This window comes from Rhodanobacter sp. A1T4, assembly GCF_014207185.1.
Classification (GTDB): Bacteria; Pseudomonadota; Gammaproteobacteria; order Xanthomonadales; family Rhodanobacteraceae; genus Rhodanobacter.
This window is the reverse complement of the sequence record NZ_JACHCP010000002.1, coordinates 59,840-77,683: the sequence shown is the minus strand read 5'-3', so window position 1 is coordinate 77,683 and position 17,844 is coordinate 59,840. Positions and strand designations below refer to the sequence as shown.

The 17,844-nt window shown below is 61.3% G+C and carries 15 protein-coding genes; 9 read left to right on the top strand and 6 right to left on the bottom strand.

Translation table 11 applies throughout. From position 1 onward, the window contains the following. Nucleotides 1–62: 62 nt before the first annotated feature. The 5 genes from HDE80_RS03560 (at nucleotide 63) to HDE80_RS03540 (ending at nucleotide 7,539) form a co-directional block, all read left to right on the top strand. Complete coding sequence (locus HDE80_RS03560; RefSeq protein WP_184667975.1) at nucleotides 63–1,064, top strand: multidrug resistance efflux transporter family protein; 1,002 nt, start codon at nucleotides 63–65, stop codon at nucleotides 1,062–1,064. A gap of 92 nt (nucleotides 1,065–1,156) precedes the next feature. Beyond that, nucleotides 1,157–4,165 (top strand): glycoside hydrolase domain-containing protein, encoded by a 3,009-nt coding sequence (locus HDE80_RS03555; RefSeq protein WP_184667973.1) that lies wholly within the window; start codon nucleotides 1,157–1,159, stop codon nucleotides 4,163–4,165. Between the two features lie 403 nt (nucleotides 4,166–4,568). Beyond that, on the top strand, nucleotides 4,569–5,729 hold the full coding sequence (locus HDE80_RS03550) for an AAA family ATPase (protein WP_184667971.1): 1,161 nt from the start codon (nucleotides 4,569–4,571) through the stop codon (nucleotides 5,727–5,729). A gap of 149 nt (nucleotides 5,730–5,878) precedes the next feature. After that, nucleotides 5,879–7,159, top strand: coding sequence for an MFS transporter (locus HDE80_RS03545; RefSeq protein ID WP_184667969.1), 1,281 nt, complete (start codon nucleotides 5,879–5,881; stop codon nucleotides 7,157–7,159). Continuing rightward, nucleotides 7,156–7,539 (top strand): VOC family protein, encoded by a 384-nt coding sequence (locus HDE80_RS03540; protein WP_184667967.1) that lies wholly within the window; start codon nucleotides 7,156–7,158, stop codon nucleotides 7,537–7,539. Before HDE80_RS03545 ends, HDE80_RS03540 begins: the two co-directional genes overlap by 4 nt. Nucleotides 7,540–7,548: 9 nt before the next feature. Here HDE80_RS03540 and HDE80_RS03535 read toward each other — a convergent pair whose 3' ends face one another. Then, nucleotides 7,549–8,463: a LysR family transcriptional regulator gene (locus HDE80_RS03535; protein ID WP_184667965.1), complete on the bottom strand. Its 915-nt coding sequence runs from the start codon at nucleotides 8,461–8,463 to the stop codon at nucleotides 7,549–7,551. A gap of 7 nt (nucleotides 8,464–8,470) precedes the next feature. Further along, the gene (locus HDE80_RS03530) at nucleotides 8,471–9,751 is read right to left on the bottom strand and encodes an ectonucleotide pyrophosphatase/phosphodiesterase (RefSeq protein WP_184667963.1); all 1,281 of its coding nucleotides are present in this window, start codon (nucleotides 9,749–9,751) and stop codon (nucleotides 8,471–8,473) included. Between the two features lie 48 nt (nucleotides 9,752–9,799). Here HDE80_RS03530 and HDE80_RS03525 point away from each other — a divergent pair, with 48 nt between their 5' ends. Further along, nucleotides 9,800–10,306 (top strand): hypothetical protein, encoded by a 507-nt coding sequence (locus HDE80_RS03525; protein WP_184667961.1) that lies wholly within the window; start codon nucleotides 9,800–9,802, stop codon nucleotides 10,304–10,306. A gap of 61 nt (nucleotides 10,307–10,367) precedes the next feature. Here the strand turns inward: HDE80_RS03525 and HDE80_RS03520 are convergent, their stop codons facing one another. From HDE80_RS03520 to HDE80_RS03505, 4 genes are all read right to left on the bottom strand, one after another. Then, nucleotides 10,368–10,889, bottom strand: coding sequence for a methylated-DNA--[protein]-cysteine S-methyltransferase (locus HDE80_RS03520; RefSeq protein ID WP_184667959.1), 522 nt, complete (start codon nucleotides 10,887–10,889; stop codon nucleotides 10,368–10,370). Continuing rightward, entirely contained in the window at nucleotides 10,886–12,403 is a 1,518-nt protein-coding gene (locus HDE80_RS03515; protein WP_184667957.1) for an AlkA N-terminal domain-containing protein, read from the bottom strand. The genes HDE80_RS03520 and HDE80_RS03515 overlap by 4 nt, the downstream gene beginning before the upstream one ends. A gap of 118 nt (nucleotides 12,404–12,521) precedes the next feature. Continuing rightward, nucleotides 12,522–13,064, bottom strand: a complete 543-nt coding sequence (locus tag HDE80_RS03510; protein ID WP_184667955.1) for a cytochrome b/b6 domain-containing protein — start codon at nucleotides 13,062–13,064, stop codon at nucleotides 12,522–12,524. After that, nucleotides 13,061–14,140 (bottom strand): catalase family peroxidase, encoded by a 1,080-nt coding sequence (locus HDE80_RS03505; protein WP_184667953.1) that lies wholly within the window; start codon nucleotides 14,138–14,140, stop codon nucleotides 13,061–13,063. Before HDE80_RS03505 ends, HDE80_RS03510 begins: the two co-directional genes overlap by 4 nt. A gap of 158 nt (nucleotides 14,141–14,298) precedes the next feature. Between HDE80_RS03505 and HDE80_RS03500 the strand changes: the two genes are divergently transcribed. The 3 genes from HDE80_RS03500 to HDE80_RS03490 all read left to right on the top strand — a co-directional run bounded on the left by HDE80_RS03500 (nucleotide 14,299) and on the right by HDE80_RS03490 (nucleotide 17,516). After that, on the top strand, nucleotides 14,299–14,847 hold the full coding sequence (locus tag HDE80_RS03500) for a sigma-70 family RNA polymerase sigma factor (RefSeq protein WP_184668809.1): 549 nt from the start codon (nucleotides 14,299–14,301) through the stop codon (nucleotides 14,845–14,847). Between the two features lie 25 nt (nucleotides 14,848–14,872). Next, a complete protein-coding gene (locus HDE80_RS03495) occupies nucleotides 14,873–15,625 on the top strand; it encodes an anti-sigma factor (RefSeq protein WP_184667951.1) in 753 nt (250 codons plus the stop codon). Nucleotides 15,626–15,866: 241 nt separating this feature from the next. Further along, nucleotides 15,867–17,516, top strand: coding sequence for a DUF4034 domain-containing protein (locus HDE80_RS03490; protein WP_184667949.1), 1,650 nt, complete (start codon nucleotides 15,867–15,869; stop codon nucleotides 17,514–17,516). Nucleotides 17,517–17,844 lie beyond the last annotated feature (328 nt).

Sequence of the window (17,844 nt, the reverse complement as noted above, 5' to 3'; positions counted from 1 at the left end):
TGCTTCGCATTCGATAGTTGATTTGCAACACTGCGGATTGCCGTCACTCTGACCGGATTTTTATGCGCTCGTCTTCGCTTGCCGCCGTGGGTCTGGCGCTTTGTTCGGCGCTGTTTTTCACGTTGACTTATGTGCTCAATCGCAGCCTGGTCGCGGGCGGTGGCCATTGGCAGTGGGCAGTGATCCTGCGCTATTTGTTCACCCTGCCGCTGCTGGCGTTGGTGCTGCCGTGGCAGGGTGGCCTGGGCGCGCTGCCGCAGGAGCTGCGCCGTTATCCGCGTCCGTGGCTGCTATGGAGCAGTGTGGGATTCGTATTGTTCGGCATTCCGTTGACGTGGGCGGCCAGCAGCGGCCCGTCGTGGTTGATCGCCGGCAGTTTCCAGATCACCGTGCTGGCCGGTCCACTACTGGCGCCGCTGCTTTATCGCGATGAACGCCGCCGGCTGGCGTGGCGCAGCCTGGCGATTGGCGTGTTGATCGTCGCTGGCGTGTTCACCTTGCAGTGGGGGCATGCGCAGGGTCGTCTGTCAGCAGGCGACTGGCTGGCGATCGCCGCCGTAGCGCTGGCGGCATTCGCGTATCCGCTGGGTAACCGCGGCCTGTTGCTGCATCTTGAGCAGACCAGCCCGAAGCAGGGTGCCAGCCATATCTCCGCCGTGCAGCGAGTGTTCGGCATGACGCTGTGCAGCTGGCCGCTGTGGCTGCTGTTCGCAGTCATCGCGTGGTTCACGATTGGCCCGCCAAATCTGCGCGAGATGTTGCTCGCTGCCGGTGTGGCGCTGTCGTCGGGGACCATCGCTACCGTGTTGTTTTTCCGGGCCACCGACATGGTGCGCAGCGAGCCCACCGCACTGGCTGCGGTGGAGGCGATGCAGGCAGCCGAGCTGCTGTTCGCCACCTTGCTTGGTGTGCTGTTTCTCGGCGAGGCGTGGCCGCACGGATACGCCGCTTTCGGCGCGCTGGGCATCGTAGTCGGCATCGGCCTGTTCAGCTGGCTCAGTGGCCGTGATTCGGCGGGCAACGATGAAGCAGTGAGCGCCTTGCGTAGTGATCGCGGCGCCTGATCCTCGCGGACAATAGGGCATCCGTTGGCTTGCGTGATCAAAAGGCACGCGCTACACCTGTCGGCTTCTGACGGTGGGTAGCTGAAAACACGATGAGCAAGCGGCGTTATACGTGGCTGGTGGTGAGTGCATTGCTGGGCTTGATGGCGATGGTGGCTTGCGAGGCACAGATACCTGCATCCATGTCAGCCCTGCGTTGGGATGCATCGAAAGTCGGTAACCATCGGTACCTGGTACAGGTGGCCAAACCGGCCGATGCGGTGCACGTAACCATTCCATGGCGTCGGCGCGATCTCCATCCGGAACAGGTCGCGGTGATCGTTACGGCACCGGACGGAAGTGTGGTCAGTAACGTGCTGCGCGGCGTGATCGAGCAGGCCTCTGGCGAGCTGGTGTTCGCAGCGAAGCAGGCAGGCATTTACGCGATCTATTACCAGCCCTATCTGAGCAATGGCCGCAGCAATTATCCGACGGTGAGCTATGCGGCGCCGAAAGACACAGCCAACCCCGAGTGGATAAAAACAATGGGCTACGATCCGGTGGCTTGGAAACGTCTGCCGCAGGCGCAGGTGCTGCGCTACGAAGCGGTCGACGATTTCGACGCCTATACCGGCATGGAACGCGTCGCCACGCCGCAGGAGCTGCAGCATCTGTTGGCAGCCAATACCGGATCGTCCTTGCTGCTGTTTCCCGAGACACGCGAGCATCCGGTGCGCATGTTCGATCAGATCCCCGAACGCTGGGCAATTCATGGCACCGGCGGCGCGTTGGACGACAGCGTGCAGCGTGGCGAATATCTGAGTTTTCAGATCGGGTTGTGGGCACCGCATGTTGCGGTGAGCGATGTGAAAGTCGGCGTGGTCGATCTGCACGGACCGGATGGCGCGATCATCCCAGCCAGCGCGCTGACCTGTTTCAACCTCGGCGGCATCGACTACGCCGGTCAGCCGTTCACCACTCGCGTCGATGTAGCGCAGGGCCGCGTACAGCCCTTATGGATGGGTCTGGATATTCCTGCCGACGCGAAACCGGGCACGTATCGCGCTGAGCTGACCATTGGCGCCGATGGCGTGCCGCCGCAGAAAGTGCCGCTGGTGATTACCGTGGCGTCGGGCAACGTGGTCGCGCATGGCGATAATGATCCCTCGAAGCTCACGCGCCTGCGTTGGCTCAATTCGCGAATCGCGCAGGATGACGAGCTGGTTAGGCCGTTTACCGCCATCACTGTCAATGGCGGTCGACTGGGCATTCTTGGTCGCAGCATCACGTTGGCGAGCAACGGCCTGCCATCGCAGATCGAAAGTCAGTTCGACGAACGCATGACGCGTATGGCGAACCGATCACACCCGCTGCTCGCCGCACCGATAGAACTACTTGTGCAGGATGCCAACGGCACGCACGGATTAATCAGTCACGGTGTGCCGGATATCCAACGCGATGGACCCGCCAAAGCGCATTGGCAGATGGCGGCCCAAGCCGGACCACTGCAAGGTGACGTCAAGGCGAGTTTGGAAGCGGACGGTACACTGACGTACGCCATCGCTTTGACCACAAGCACGTTGGTGACGCTCAGCGATATACGCCTGCAGGTTCCGTTACGCAGCGACATGGCGCAATACGAGCTTGGCCTGGGGCGTGCCGGCGATCACGTGCCTACGGACTTCAGCTGGAAATGGAACGTTGAAAACAATCAGGACGGTGCATGGATTGGCGCCGTCAATGCAGGGCTTGAGTTTCATTTGCGCGATGATGACTATCGCCGTCCACTCAACACCAACTTCTATCATCAGCAACCGCTGCGCATGCCTGTGTCGTGGGATAACAATGGGCAGGGTGGTATCACGCTCAAGCGCGACGGTGCGCGTTATGTGGTCAACGCCTATAGCGGCCCCCGCACGCTGAGCGCCGGCCAGACGCTGCACTTCAACGTCGTCATGCGCGTCACGCCGTTCAAGCTGATCAACCCGGCCGAACATTTCGCCGAGCGCTACTTCCACAAGTACGACGACCTCGACAGCATCAAGGCCGATGGTGCAAACGTGGTGAATATCCATCACGCCACGCCAATCAATCCTTGGATCAATTATCCGTTCCTCGAGCCGGAGGCGATGCGTGCGTACATCGATGCGGCGCACCAACGCGGCATGGAAGTGAAGATCTACGACACCATCCGCGAGTTGTCCGACCGTGCGCCAGAACTGCCGATGCTGGAATCGCTGGGGCACGAGATCATCAGCGGCGGCAAAGGTGGTGGCTTCTCCTGGCTGCAGGAGCATCTCGATGGCGACTACATCGCCGCCTGGCATGTGCCGGAAGATCGCGACGCAGCCGTGATCGATTCCGGCCAAAGCCGCTGGAACAATTACTACATCGAAGGGTTGGACTGGCTGGCACGCAACATCGGCATTGACGGGCTCTACCTCGATGATGTGGCATACGACCGCGTCACCATGAAGCGCGTGCGCAAGGTACTCGAAGCGCATCGGCCGCACCCACTGATCGATCTGCATTCGGCCAGCCAGTTCGATGCACGCGACGGCTACATCAACAGCGCGCTGCTCTACATGGAGCTGTTCCCGTATATCGATCGGCTGTGGTTCGGTGAGGAATTCGACTACGAGAAAACCTCACCCAGTTACTGGCTCACCGAAATTTCCGGCATCCCGTATGGCCTGATGGGCGAGATGCTGCAGAACGATGGCAATCCCTGGCGCGGCATGTTGTTCGGCATGACCAGTCGGCTCGGCTGGTCGGCCGGCAGCAACCCGCGGCCGCTGTGGAAGCTGTGGGACAGCTTCGGCATCGAACAGGCGCAGATGATCGGCTGGTGGGTCCACGATGCACCAGTGAAAACCATGCGGGACGATGTGCTCGCCACCAGCTACGTACGCGACGGCAAAACGCTGATTGCGATTGCCTCATGGGCGCCGCAGAAGACCGACGTGAAGCTGCTGATCGACTGGAAGGCGCTGGGGCTGAAACCGCGCGACGCCAAACTGGTTGCGCCAGCCGTCGACGGTTTTCAGCCAGCCGCACAGTTCAAGCCGGGCGAAGCGATTCCCGTCGAGCCGGGCAAGGGCTGGTTGTTGATACTGGATTAGCTCATTGAAGCGGAGTCGCCGCGAAAATGGAGAGTCTTGGCGACGTGCTGTTGGGCATCGCTACGCTCTCCCCAACCTACGAACTATAAACGGCGCGTTCTGACATCAACCATCGGCAGGGCGATCGTGATTGGTAGGTTGGGTTGAGCCTGCGACCGTGAGGCGGGTGCCGAAACGAACATTCGCGCAGCGAATGGCCCGTAGGGTGGCTCGCTGATGCGAGCCATAAACCCAACGTTCGCTTGCATCAGCTGATTGATGCTTGGCGAAACGCGAAGACCGAAGGATTTCGAAGAAGCGCTGTTGGGCATCGCAGCGGCTATCGACCGTTGGTGATCTCTGCTGCGTTTAAGCCGCCAAGATGCTAAAACATCTGGATCGACCCACGGAAGGATTTTCATCCATGCTCAGTACGCTGGCGATTGCCAACTATCGTTCGCTGCGATCGCTGACCCTGCCGCTCGGACGGTTGAACCTCGTTACCGGTGCCAACGGCAGCGGAAAGTCGAATCTGTATCGCGCTTTGCGCCTGCTGGCCGAGACCGCCAACGGTGGCGTTGTGAATGCGCTCGCACGCGAGGGCGGCCTTTCTTCGACGCTGTGGGCGGGGCCGGAAAAAATTACGCGCCGCATGCAGACGGGCGAAATACCGATTCAGGGCACACCTCGGCAGGAACCCGTTGCGCTCAAACTGGGTTTTTCGGGTGAAGACTTTGGTTACGCAATCGATCTCGGATTTCCCGCGCCATCGCTATCGGCATTTACCCTGGACCCGGAAATCAAACGCGAAGCGATCTGGGCAGGTCCGTTTCTGCGCTCGTCGAACTTGCTGGTGGATCGCCGCGGTTCGATGGTGCGCGTGCGCGACGGACGCAGCTGGCGTGTCGTCGCGGAGCATCTGAGTGCATTCGAAAGTATGTTTACCCAGATCGCCGACCCCGAGCGCGCGCCGGAGGTCATGGCGCTGCGCGAATCGATACGCGGCTGGCGCTTTTACGATCATTTCCGTTCCGACATGGACGCTCCTGCGCGCTGGTCGCAACTGGGTACGCGCACTCCAGTGCTGAGTCACGACGGCCGCGATCTTGCCGCCGCATGGCAGACCATTCGCGAAATTGGTGATGTCCAGGCGCTCGATGAAGCGGTCGAGGATGCCTTTCCCGGTGCCTCGGTCAGCGTGACTAATAGCGACGACCGCTTCGGCCTGATGTTTCGCCAGCATGGTCTGCTGCGGCCGCTGTCCTCGGCCGAGCTGTCCGATGGCACGCTGCGCTACCTTCTGTGGATTGCGGCCTTGCACACTCCACGGCCGCCGCCGCTGATGGTGTTGAACGAGCCGGAAACCAGCCTCCATCCTGATCTGCTGCCAGCGCTGGCGCGGCTGATCGAGAAGGCGTCGAAGCGCAGCCAAATTTGGGTGGTGTCGCACGCGCCTCGCCTTATCGCGGCGCTTGAAAACGTGTCTGACTGCAATACGGTTGCCCTTGAAAAAGACCTTAGTCAAACCCGCATTATTGGTCAGGGTCAGCTCGATGAGCCCGCGTGGTACTGGCCTGAGCGATGAGGTGAAAAGCGGTATTTTGCGGGTGCTTTCATTGCCCACTTCGATATGCAAAACCTCTCAAAGCGGATGTTTTGCATGATCGATCGTCTCGATACGATGGATTAATCTTGTTGCGTGGTGGCATGTCGTCATCGGATGGGAGCAGCAAGATGGGACGCCTGCAGAACATTCAGGCCGAGATAGCATTGGCGATCGAGTCCGACTGGATTCGCCATGGCACGCCGGCATTCCGGCGCACCAATCTGGCGCTGTTTGCAGCGGGTTTCGCCACGTTTGGACTGCTCTACTGCGTGCAGCCGCTGATGCCGGAGTTCACCCGCGACTATCACGTGAGCGCGGCGACCAGCGCGCTGTCGTTGTCGCTGACTACCGGCGTGCTGGCGGTCATGATGTTGTTTGCCGGTGCGGTGTCCGACGCTGTTGGCCGCAAGTCGGTGATGGTGGTGTCGCTGCTGGTGTCGGCGGTGCTGGTGCTGATTTCCGCCTGGATGCCGAGCTGGACGGCTTTGCTGGTTGTTCGCACCGTGCTTGGGATCACTCTCAGCGGATTGCCCGCTGTGGCCATGACATATCTCAGCGAGGAGATGCATCCGGAATCGATCGGCCTCGGCATGGGTCTGTATATCAGCGGCAGCGCAGTCGGCGGCATGAGCGGGCGGCTGATTACCGGTGTGCTGTCCGATTATTTTGGCTGGCATATCGGCGTCAGTGTGGTCGGCATCATCGGTCTGGTTTGTGGTCTTGTTTTCTGGCGTGCGCTGCCGCCGACGCGTCATTTCATTCCACAGCCGCTGCGCGCCCGTGCCCTGTTCGAGCGCTTTACCCGGATGTTTCGTGATCCCGGTCTGCCATGGCTTTTCCTCGAAGGCTTTCTGCTGCTCGGTGCTTTCGTCACCGTTTACAACTACCTTGGCTATCGCCTGCTGGCACCACCGTTCAACCTCAGCCAGACCGTGGTCGGCCTGATCTTCGGCATCTACCTGATCGGCACCTTCAGTTCGGCATGGATGGGCAGCCTTGCGGGCAGGCTAGGTCGTCGCAAGGTGTTATGGACGGCGTTCGCGATGATGCTGGTCGGCGTCGGCCTGACGATGCTGTCGTCACTGTGGCTGATCATGCTGGGCATCGTGGCGATCACCTTCGGTTTCTTCGGCGGTCATTCGATCGTCAGCAGCTGGGTCGGCCGTCGCGCCGGCAATGCCAAGGCGCAGGCATCGTCGATGTACCTGTTCGGTTATTACATGGGATCGAGCATCGCGGGCGCCAGCGGTGGCTTGTTCTACGCCGCTGCTGGTTGGAACGGCGTGGCGGCGTTTGTCGGCGTGTTGGTACTGATCGGTCTGCTGATCGCCTGGAAACTCTATCAATTGCCGCCACTGGTCAACGTCGCGACACCGCCAACCCCCATGACAAAAGGAGCCATGCCATGAAAATCGATGCACTCGACCATCTTGTGCTTACCGTTGCCGATATCGACGCGACCTGTGCCTTCTACGAACGCGTGCTCGGCATGCAAACGGTCACCTTTGGTGAGGGCCGCAAGGCGTTGGTGTTCGGCGTGCAGAAGCTCAATCTGCATCAGTACAAACACGAGTTTGAGCCCAAGGCCGACCGACCGACACCTGGTGCGATCGACGTGTGCTTTATCACCCGCGTGCCGGTGCCCGAGGTGATCACTCACCTGGAAAGTTGCGGTGTTGCCGTGCTGGAAGGTCCGGTGAAACGCACCGGTGCGCATGGGCCGATTCTGTCGGTGTATTTTCGCGATCCCGATCGCAACCTGATCGAAGTCAGCAATTATCTGGACTAAGCATGCTCGTCAAGTTCCGGCATCGCGCATGCGCGTGAGCAGCAACCGCACAAACTTGGCGACCAAGGGCGAGCGCTCGTCGCGCCGATGCACCACGTGGATCTCCGACATCGCTGCCGGATCGGTCAGCGGTACGTAGGCCACGCCGACAACGCCAATGTGTTCGCATGACGCCGGCAGTATCGACACGCCGAGTCCAGCGGCGACCAGTCCGACGATGGTGGAGGCTTCATGCGCATCCTGCACCACGCGTGGTGTAAAACCGGCATTGCGGCATAGCGTGATCACATGATCGTGGATGCCGGCGCCGGCCGATCGGCCAAACAGCACAAACGATTCCTGCGCCAGCCATTCGGTGCGCAGGCGACGACTTTTGCCGAGTTTTGCCATCAAGGGATGATCCTCGCGCAGCACGGCGACCAGCGGATCGCGAAACAGCCGTTTCGATACCAGCGTGTCCGGCAACACGTTGCCGCGCACGATGCCCATCTGCAGCCGTCGGTCGAGCAGGGCGTCGATCTGCTGCAGCGAATTCATTTCCTGCAGCTGCAGTTGCACGGACGGGGTCGCCTCGCGGAATGCAAAGATCGCGCGCGGAATATGCCCGGACAGCGGTGTGGAGCGGGTAAAACCGATGCGTAGCTCACCGACTTCACCGCGCTGTGCCCGCTGTGCCAGATCGATCGCGTGATCGACGCGCGTAAGGATGTCCTGCGCCTCGACCAGAAAAAGCTTGCCGGCATCGGTCAGCGTTACCCGGCGGTTGGTGCGGGTGAACAGGCGTGCGCTGACCAGTGCCTCGAGCTGACGTATCTGCTGACTGAGCGGCGGCTGCGACATGCCAAGCCGCTCCGCTGCGCGGCCAAAGTGCAACTCGTCGGCCACAGCGAGAAAATAGCGCAGATGACGCAGCTCGATACTCATGCGAGTTTCAACGAGCGTCCGGCTTCAGCATGCTCTTCACCGCATCGTAATTGCCATCGTTCGGCGCGGCGGGGATCTGCAGCAGATGCGTCATCAGCGGATAGACGTCTACATTCGGGAACGTGGGCACCTTCGCACCGTCGCGAAAGTCCGGGCCATGCGCGATAAACAGTGCCTGCATCAGCGGGTCGGCATTGTCGTAACCGTGTTCACCGACACTGATATGGCCTACATGGCTGGTGGCGTAATCCGCGGTGGTAATGCGCCAGCCGACATCGGCCAGGCACAGCAGTTGCGGCACGCGCGGGTTGCTGCCGTACGCAAGGCGTTTTGGCACACGGGTCTTGTCCCAGCAGTGCATGTGCTGCTGGGGCTGTTCCATCGTCCGTTCGATCGATGCGAAATCGCTGTCGGCGTTCGTGGTACCCGATTTCGGATTGAAGCCAGCAAGAACGCCCAAGCCCACCGTCTGTACCTTGTCGAGCGGTATCAGCTTGTCGATCATCACGCTGTTCGCCAACGGCACACTGGCCATGCCGTGATCGGCGAGCACGATGATGTTCATTTGATCGAACAGGCCATCCTGTTTCAGTCCGCGCACCAATCGCGCCATCGCGTCGTCGGTATGGCGCAGCGCGTCGTTGACCTGCGGCGAGTCCGGGCCGTATTCGTGACCGGCGTGATCCACTGCATCGAAATACAGAGTGAGAAAGGTCGGCCGCTGTGCCGCCGGTACATTGAGCCAGGCCAGTACCTGGTCCACCCGGGCATCCGCCGTCACGGCGCCATCGAACGGCTTCCAGTCATCCGGATGTTGGCCGTGGATGTCCGCTTCCGCGCCGGGCCAGAACATGGTGGCAGTGCGCAGGCCGTGGGCATCGGCGGTTTCCCAGATCGGCGTGCCCTCGTCCCACCAGCGACCGTCGCTCACCGCCTTGCGATTCTTCAACGAAAACTTGCCCAGCTGTGGATCGGTCATCGTGTTGTCGACGATGCCGTGGTGATCGGGGCGCAGGCCGGTGACGATGGTGTAGTGGTTGGGAAACGTCAGCGACGGAAACGACGGCTGCATGGAGTCCGCCTGTACGCCGTCCTGCGCCAGCATTGCGAGCGTGGGGCTCAAGCCGCGCGTGATGTAGTCGGCGCGGTACGCGTCGATCGAAATCAGCAGTAGCGGAGCAGGCTGGCTGACTGGCGAGTGGGGTGTTGACGATGGGTGTGGCTGCGTGACGCAACCGGTGCTGAATGCCACCAGCAGAACTAACAAAGGGCGCAACAGGATTTTCATGCAGAGGCTCTCAATATGCTTTCACTGTCCCCATGATCGCGCAGAGCCATGACGAATACATCTCAGATCCCTGCGGCATCGGTTGAGTGTGCACTGAGTGCCTCTGCGACTATCCGGCCCGCGTCACCAAAACAGGCGGTGTTTTCGCGACGTCTGTTGACCGTGCTGGTGGTTGCACCCATCGGCATCGCTGTTGCGGCGACGCCCCCGGCAAAGCCTGCACCACCGGCACCGGTGCCGCGAATCGTGATCGTGCAACCATCGGCCAATGCACAGTTTCAGCAGACGATGCGACAGGCGCAACTGCGCGGTCAGCTGCAGCAGGCGCAGGTAGAGCAACAGAACCATCAGGTCGTTCGCGACAACTCTCGCCGACCGTACGACAACAATTCGCAGATGCAGCAGCAGATGGATCAGGCCGACGCCGCGCAGCAGCGAACGGATCGGGCGCGGCAGCAGAGCATCATCGATCGCTACAACACCACACCACCGCCCTCCGGCCGGTTGGTTGTCCCGGCGAACAATCCGCCATCGAAGCCGGCAAGCGGCGGCTGATCCTGGTGACGGTCTGACCGTTCGACGAACTAGTGATCGCGCGAGCTGGAACGCCGTCAGTTCACGGACTTGCGGTAAAAAGATCGTCGCGGGCGCTTTTCTTTTCCAGCTCCAGCAAGAATTTTTTGACTGGCAGGCCGCCGCCAAAGCCAGTCAGGCTACCGTTGCTGCCGATGACGCGATGGCATGGCACCACGATGGGTATCGGATTGCGGCCATTCGCAGCGCCCACCGCACGAACCGCGGTAGGGTGCTTGATGCGTTTGGCGAGTTCGCCATAACTGGCGGTGACGCCATAGGGAATCTGTGCCAGTTCACGCCATACGCTCAGTTGGAACGGCGTGCCCAGCGGATGCAACGGTAGATCGAAATCTACGCGTTCACCGGCAAAATATTCCTGCAACTGCGTGCGGGCAAATGCCAATGGCGCGCTCGCGCGAACCCACGTCGCGGGCGTGGCTCGCGGATGACGCGGTTCGGCAAAACGAATCTCGCGCAGGCCTTCGTCATCCGCGACCAGCCGCAACTGGCCGATCGGGCTGTCCATGTCGTCGTAGTAGATCGTTGCGGTTTGCTTGGTCATTTGCTGGCCCTCGTTGGCTTGCTGCGTTTTTCTTTTGGTATGGGCGCGGCATCCGTCGCACCGCGCCAGAGATGCATCACGGCGTACGCGCGCCATGGTCGCCATGTTTCGGCGCGCTGCGTCAGCGCTTTCGTGGTCAACGGCACGGCGCTGGTGGTTGCCTCGCGGCGCAGGATCAAATCGGCTGCAGGAAAGGCATCCGGCTCGCCCAGTGCGCGCATCGCGATGTAATGTGCTGTCCATTCGCCGATGCCGGGCAGTGCCACCCAGCGCGTGACAAAAGTATCCAGCGACTGCTCAGCGCGAAAATCCACGCGGCCATCCAGCAGTGCCTGCGCCACGCCTTGAACCGTCGCGGTGCGCGCCGTGGTCAGGCCAATCTCGCGCAGGTCGGCATGGGCGAGTGCAGCGGGTGTGGGGAACAAGCGCTCCAGGCCGGGTACTGCAGCAAGCGGCAGCGCTTCGCCATAACGCTGCACGATGCGCGTCGCCAGGGTCCGAGCGGCTGCCACGCTGATCTGCTGACCGAGGATGGCGCGTACCGCAATTTCAAACCCATCCCAGCCACCGGGCAGGCGCAGACCCGGGCGCCTTGCGATCAACGGACCCAACACCGCGTCATGCTGGAACGTGTCGGCAATCGCCTGCGGATTCGCATCGAGATCGAACATGCGCCGCAATTTCGTCACCACACCGAGCAGTTGCGATGGCTGCGGACAATGCAGTTGCAGGCGCAGTGCATGCTCGCCATCGGGCCACGCACTGAGGCGCAGCCAGCCCGGTGCATCGCTGGGGCCGAACACACGCGAATAGCTGTGCTCATCGACCAGTTCCACACCTGGCAACGCGCGACCGCGCAGAAACGCCAGCAGCGCATCGAAGTCATACGGTGGCCGATAGCCGAGTCGAAGTTCCAGTGCTGCGCCCGTCACCGCACGCGGGTGACGGCGCAGTTCACGTGGTGCAATACGGTTGGCCTGCAAAAACGCCGCGTTGAACCGGCGCAGGCTATTGAAGCCCGAGGCGAGCGCCACTTCGGTCACCGGCATGGCGGTTTCCGTCAGCAACTGCTTCGCAAACAGCAGGCGTCGTGTCGTATGTACGCTGATCGGCGGCGCACCGACACGTTCGACAAACAGTCGCCGCAGCTGGCGCGTACCAATGGCGAGGCGTGCCGCCAGATCTTCCAGCGATTGATCTTCCAGCGCGCCGGTCTCGATCAGTTTCAGCGCGCGTGCCACCACGTGGTCGCCGCGCTGCCAGTCGGTGTTGCCTGGCGCCAGTTCCGGCCGGCAGCGCAGGCAGGGTCGATAACCCGCCGCCTCTGCCGCCGCTGCGTTCGCGAAGTAACTCACGTTCTCGCGTTTCGGCGCCGGCGCCGGGCAGACCGATCGGCAATAAATACCTGTGCTGCTGACGGCGGTGAAGAACAGGCCGTCGAAGCGCGCATCGCGGCTGAGCCGTGCGGTTTCGCAGATCTGCGGGTCGGGCAGGGAGGAGGCGTGTTCGGACATGTGTGCAGGCTAGCACCGGCGCAAGCGCATGACTCGCCGTTTTCGGACATGGATGTTTATCAGGAATGTCCGGTCATATCCATGCGCCGCCAGTGGTCAGCCAGCGGCGCATCGGGCGTTACGGGAGGCGTCGTCCCGCCATGCTTGAGAGCACGCCGTCGCGCCGGATCAGGCCGTGATAAAGCGCAGCACCCATATGTGCGAGAAACGTCAGAAACAACAGCAGCGCAAAAAAGCCGTGTGCATGCCGCAGTACGGCAAACGCGACCGGGCTCACCGGAAAGATCGGTGGCAAGCGCAACGATTCACTCAACATCACCGGATAACCACCCGCCGACAGCATGGCCCAGCCGATCAGCGGCATCAGCAGCATGAGGATGTAGAGCAGCCAGTGCGACGCGAGCGCAGCTAGTTTCTGCAGTGCCGGCAGATCCGCTGGCAACGGTGGCGGCGGATAGCGCAGCCGTACGGCGATGCGGATAACCGCCAGCACCAGAATAGCGATGCCCAGAGGCTTGTGGATGCGGATCAGCAAGTCATGCGTTTCCGACACGGAAGCCACCATGCCGACGCCGATAAACAGCATCGACACAATCAGGATCGCCATCAGCCAGTGCAGCACGCGGGCGGGCAACGCAAACATCGGGGAAGGCGCGCTCATGACTTGGTCTCCGGCTTTGGGTGTGCCGCGGTGGTGCCGGGCAGATGGGCCTCTTCACTGGTACGGCGCAGATACGAATCGGCATAAGCCGCCGAGCGCGCCGGCAGCAGCGGATCGTCCGAGGCTTCAATGCCGTCGGGCAGCACCAGCGGGTCGTAGTTGATGTCACGGCACGGGCCGCTGTCCTGCGCAGTGGCCTGGTCGAGCACCAGCGTACCGGCGTCGATCTCTTTTCGGTCCGACGGCCACGCCTTGGTCGCGTCGTTGGTCGGGTCACCTGGATTGGCCAGCGTCACCATCAGCTTCCAGCGCTGCGGACCTTTCGCCAGGCGCTGGGTCAGATCGGCGCTCAGATAATCCGCATCGCTCTTCGAGCCATCCACCGGCGCGCCGGCATCCACCGGTACCATGCGCCAGCGCACCGCATGACGGGTGCCGCTGGCGTCGACGAAGACAAATGCGTCCAGGCTCCAGTAGCTTTCCGTGGCAAAACTCGCCGAGGGCTTGGCCGTTTTGACCCAGGCAAGAAACGGCGCGCTTTCCGGGTGCGCAGCGAAAAATGCCTTGATCTTCGCCGGGTCCGGTTTGCCGGTAGCGGGGTCGGGTGCCGACGACTGCGCCTGCTCATAAAAAGCCTGCGGCGTGCTGACCAGAAACACCGGCATGCTGTTCATACCGGTGCGCCACTGCTGACCGTTCGGCTGGGTAAAGCGCAAACCCATGCTGCGGATCGGTGCGCTGCTGTCGGGTGCGTAAGGATTGCCGCCGGGAATCGCCAGTCGCCCGACCACTGGCGTGCGTCCCGCGGCAAACACCTGAGCGCGGGAATAAGCCTGCGCTCCGCCGTTGCTGTCGAAATAGCCCGCCACGCAAATGCCCTTGGCATGGTTGCGTCGATAGCCGGGATGCATGCCGCCGTTCTGCTGCAGCTGGTCGACAATGCGTTTGGGCGTCAGCCGATGCGGCGCCAGCCAGCCGCCGACATAGCCGAAGGCGGCGGCCGTACCCACGACCACGATGCCGATAAGAGCCCAACGCCAGGCGATGCCTGTTGGTGGCGAGGATGGTTCGTGCATGATCAACTCCTGGCCCTCAGGCCGTTGTGTAGACATGGAAGACGAACGCCGCCGGGTTTTATTCCCACCCCGAGGGAATAATGCATGTCGGGAAGCGTCATGTCTTGTGCAACCCATCGAAAATAGACCGATTTCGACTCATGCCCCCAAATGACACGATGACTCACGACATCGACCAATCACTGCGCGAGTGGCTGCCGCGGCTACGGCGGTTTGCGTTGTGGCTGACGCGAGACGCCAGCACGGCAGATGATCTGGTGCAATCGACCATCGAGCGGGCGCTGTCGCGCTGGTCCACCCGGCACGATGACAGCGCATTGCGCGCATGGCTTTTCGCCATCCTCTACCGGCAATTTCTCGACACCAAACGACGCTCGAAACGCTACGCCGCGATGCTCGATCATTTCCGTGGTGGCCGCGATCCATCCGGTGCGCACGGTCATGCCGTAAACGACAACGCGACATATCCGTCGGTGGAACGCGAAGTGATGGCGCAATCGGTGCTGCAGTCACTGGCCCAGCTACCCACCGAACAGCGCGCACTGTTGCTATGGATATCGGTGGAAGGTCTGAGCTATCGCGAGGTGGCCGAGATCCTCGATGTGCCGATCGGAACGGTGATGTCGCGCCTGTCGCGCGCGCGGCAGGCGCTGCGTCGCGCCAGCGAAGGCGAGGTCGCGCCGCCGTCGCTGCGCCTCGTCAAATGAACTTTATGAGTGGATGGTCAAAGCCATGAACAACATACCCAGCGAAGAAGACATCCATGCCTATGTCGATGGCAGGCTCGACGATACGCGTCGACAGGCAGTCGAGTTTTATCTCGCCCAGCATCCGCAGCGCGCCGAAGAGGTCCGTGCCTGGCAACGGGATGCGCAGGAACTTCGCGCTGCGCTGGGCAGCTGGATGCCAGAAGCTGACAATCCATCGCTCGATCCATCGGCGCTGCGCGCGCAGCACCGGCAGACATGGCGAGCACGCCTGGCGATCGCCGCCATGCTGGTGCTCAGCATCGGCCTCGGTGGTGTCGGCGGTTGGCAGGCGCATGGTGTTCGTCAGGCCAGTCGTGAAGCCCCGATGTCCGACGCGATGCAGGCCTATCGCATGTTCGCGCAGCAGCATGGCGCCATGCTGGATGTGACCGAGCAGCATGACGGCGATCTGCAGATATGGCTGGACAACCACTTTCATCGTGCACCCCAGTTACCGAACCTGCAGGCCGCTGGCTTTCATCCCGTTGGCGGACGCCTGCTGGCGCTCAGTGAAGGTGCGGCGGCGATGGTGCTGTACGAAAACGCGCAAGGCAACGCCATCAGTTTTTATATTCGGCCGCCATCGAAGGTGGCCGCGCTGCCGCGCGGACAGCGGCAGGAAGGCACGCTGATGGCAGTGTATGGACCGAGTGATGGATACAACGTCGCCATGGTCAGCCGCGCTGACGAGTACGATGCAGACGTCGCTCGCAAAGCCTTGCCAACGGCTATCTGAGCGATCACGTGCTCTGCTCCTCTCTCATGACCTTTGTGCTCAGTAAGCGTCGCTGCGGCAGGACACTTCGGCAGCGACTGGTTCCTCCTCGGCGCGCTTGAGGGCGCCAAGGCGCAGGAGATTGTGCTTGAGCTCACACCAGATTGCCGAAGAAGGGCGGCAGGCTTCCTGCCGCTAGCCAGCTGACGAAGCGCGCAACGCAATGATATCGTCGCCGTTTCACTGCCTGGGGAGGCACGCCATGGAATCGCGTCAACGCGTGGGGCTGATCGTCGGTGTTGCGGTGTTGGTAGTGTTTGGCCTTGGGTGGGGTGTCTGGCGATTGGGTACGCGGTTCGCGGAGCTTGCCCTTCAGAGTCAGCAGAAAGCCGAGGTTGCTGCCAATGCAGCAGACAGCATGCCCGTAAAGAAAGGCCGCTTGTTTAGCAACGACGAGGTATATACCTTTCTCGCCGCCGCCAAAAAAGCCGAGCTGATCAAGGACCCGTTGCAGCGCTGTCTCGCGTATCCCGACCCGCCAAACAGCCATTGGTCAGCCGCTGCCGTACATGCGTATTGCCAGTACCGTACCCAAGCGGTGATGTCGTTTGCCGACATCCAGACGCTGATACAAAACGGACAGGCTGCCGAGCTCGACCAGCGCATGGCGAAAATACTCAATGCGCAGATGACACAGCCTGCTGCACGAGGTTTGCTGGACCGAACGTTCGAGCAGGATTTCGACGGCTCCTTCGATATCCGTCCGTTGCTCGACGCCTGGAAGCGCGATTCGCCCAACAGTGCCTTTGCCCTGGCGGCCAGCGGCTATGCCTACGAAAAAATGGCGTACAAGGCGCGTGGTGCCGGCTACATGAGCGAAACGCCGCAAAGCAACGTGGAATCCATGGATCGACTGCTGCAACTGGCGGACACCGATCTGCAGCAGGCCGTGGCGCTCAATCCGCATATCACGCCGGCTTACGGCGCGATGATCGAAGCCGGCGGCCTCTCCCTCGGCGATGTGTATCTCGCTTCAGCGAAAAAGCATGCGCTCGCGAATAACCCTGCCGATCTTTCCATTTACGGCTATCTGTTGTGGCAGGCCCAGCCCAAATGGGGAGGGTCGATCAAGGAGATGAGGGATATCACTGCCATGGCGCAGGCGCATGCCGCTGAAAATCCCTTGTTGATGCTGGAGCTATCCAAGGCACCGTCTTACGAAAAGCTCAAGGATTGCGATTGCCATACTGCCGAGCAGCTGGCCGAGTATCCGACGATTTTTGATCAGGTATCCAGCTCCAAGCAGCTAGCGGATGCCGGCACGGCGGCGGAGTCTAGCCATCATCTGGAATTGTCGGTCGTGTATTTTTCCGAAGCACTGCGTTTTGATCCTGGCCTTTCGGACGAGCGTATGCATCGCATTTACGACTTGAACAATTTCGACGAGTCGCAGTGGGCCGTGGACGAGGCGACCCGCATGCTGCAGGCGGCGCCGAATGACACCGATCTGATCAAGGCGCGTGCCTATTCGTATGAGTCGTTGAATGATTACCCGCATGCCGTGCAAGACATGCAGGCGGCGCTTGTCATCAATCCCGGTGACGGGAACGAGTTGATGGCGCTGGGCAGTATGTACGCCAACTCAATGCATGATTGGGACAAGGCATGGGAGACCGATAATCGCATCGTCAAGATGTATCCCAACGAGCCGTATGGCTGGATCCTGCGCAGCGAGATTCAGCAGCAACAGCCGCGGGCAGGGTTGCGGGAAACCATCGACTATTTCGCGGCGCATTTCGACAACTCGCCGCAGGCTCACAAGCTATTACTGGAAATGCGTGCCGCGCTGGCGCTGCAACCAAAAAAGTCGCTGGGTGGGGCAAGCGTCGCTAAATCGATGCCAGCAGGCTGATCCCCAACAGCAACGGAGTCAGCTATCGGTCGAAGGGTGACATCACCACGGTAGTCTGCCGCAGGCGATGCACCTTGCGACCAGCCCGACGTCGTTGCCTCGATGTTGCTCAGCACGATGGCTGGCCTGGTCCAAGACTATCTTCGAAAGCGATGACGTTATCGACGCCGTGCGCTCGCATCTTGTCGCGATGGAGAGTGTGTATCTGAGACGTGTCGCATCCCGCACGCAGCTGGGTGTTGCTTCGCGGATAGTTAGAGCGTGATGCCCAGGTATGCCCAACACCACTGTCGTGCCCAGGGCATCTTCGCCAAGCAGCAATGACAGG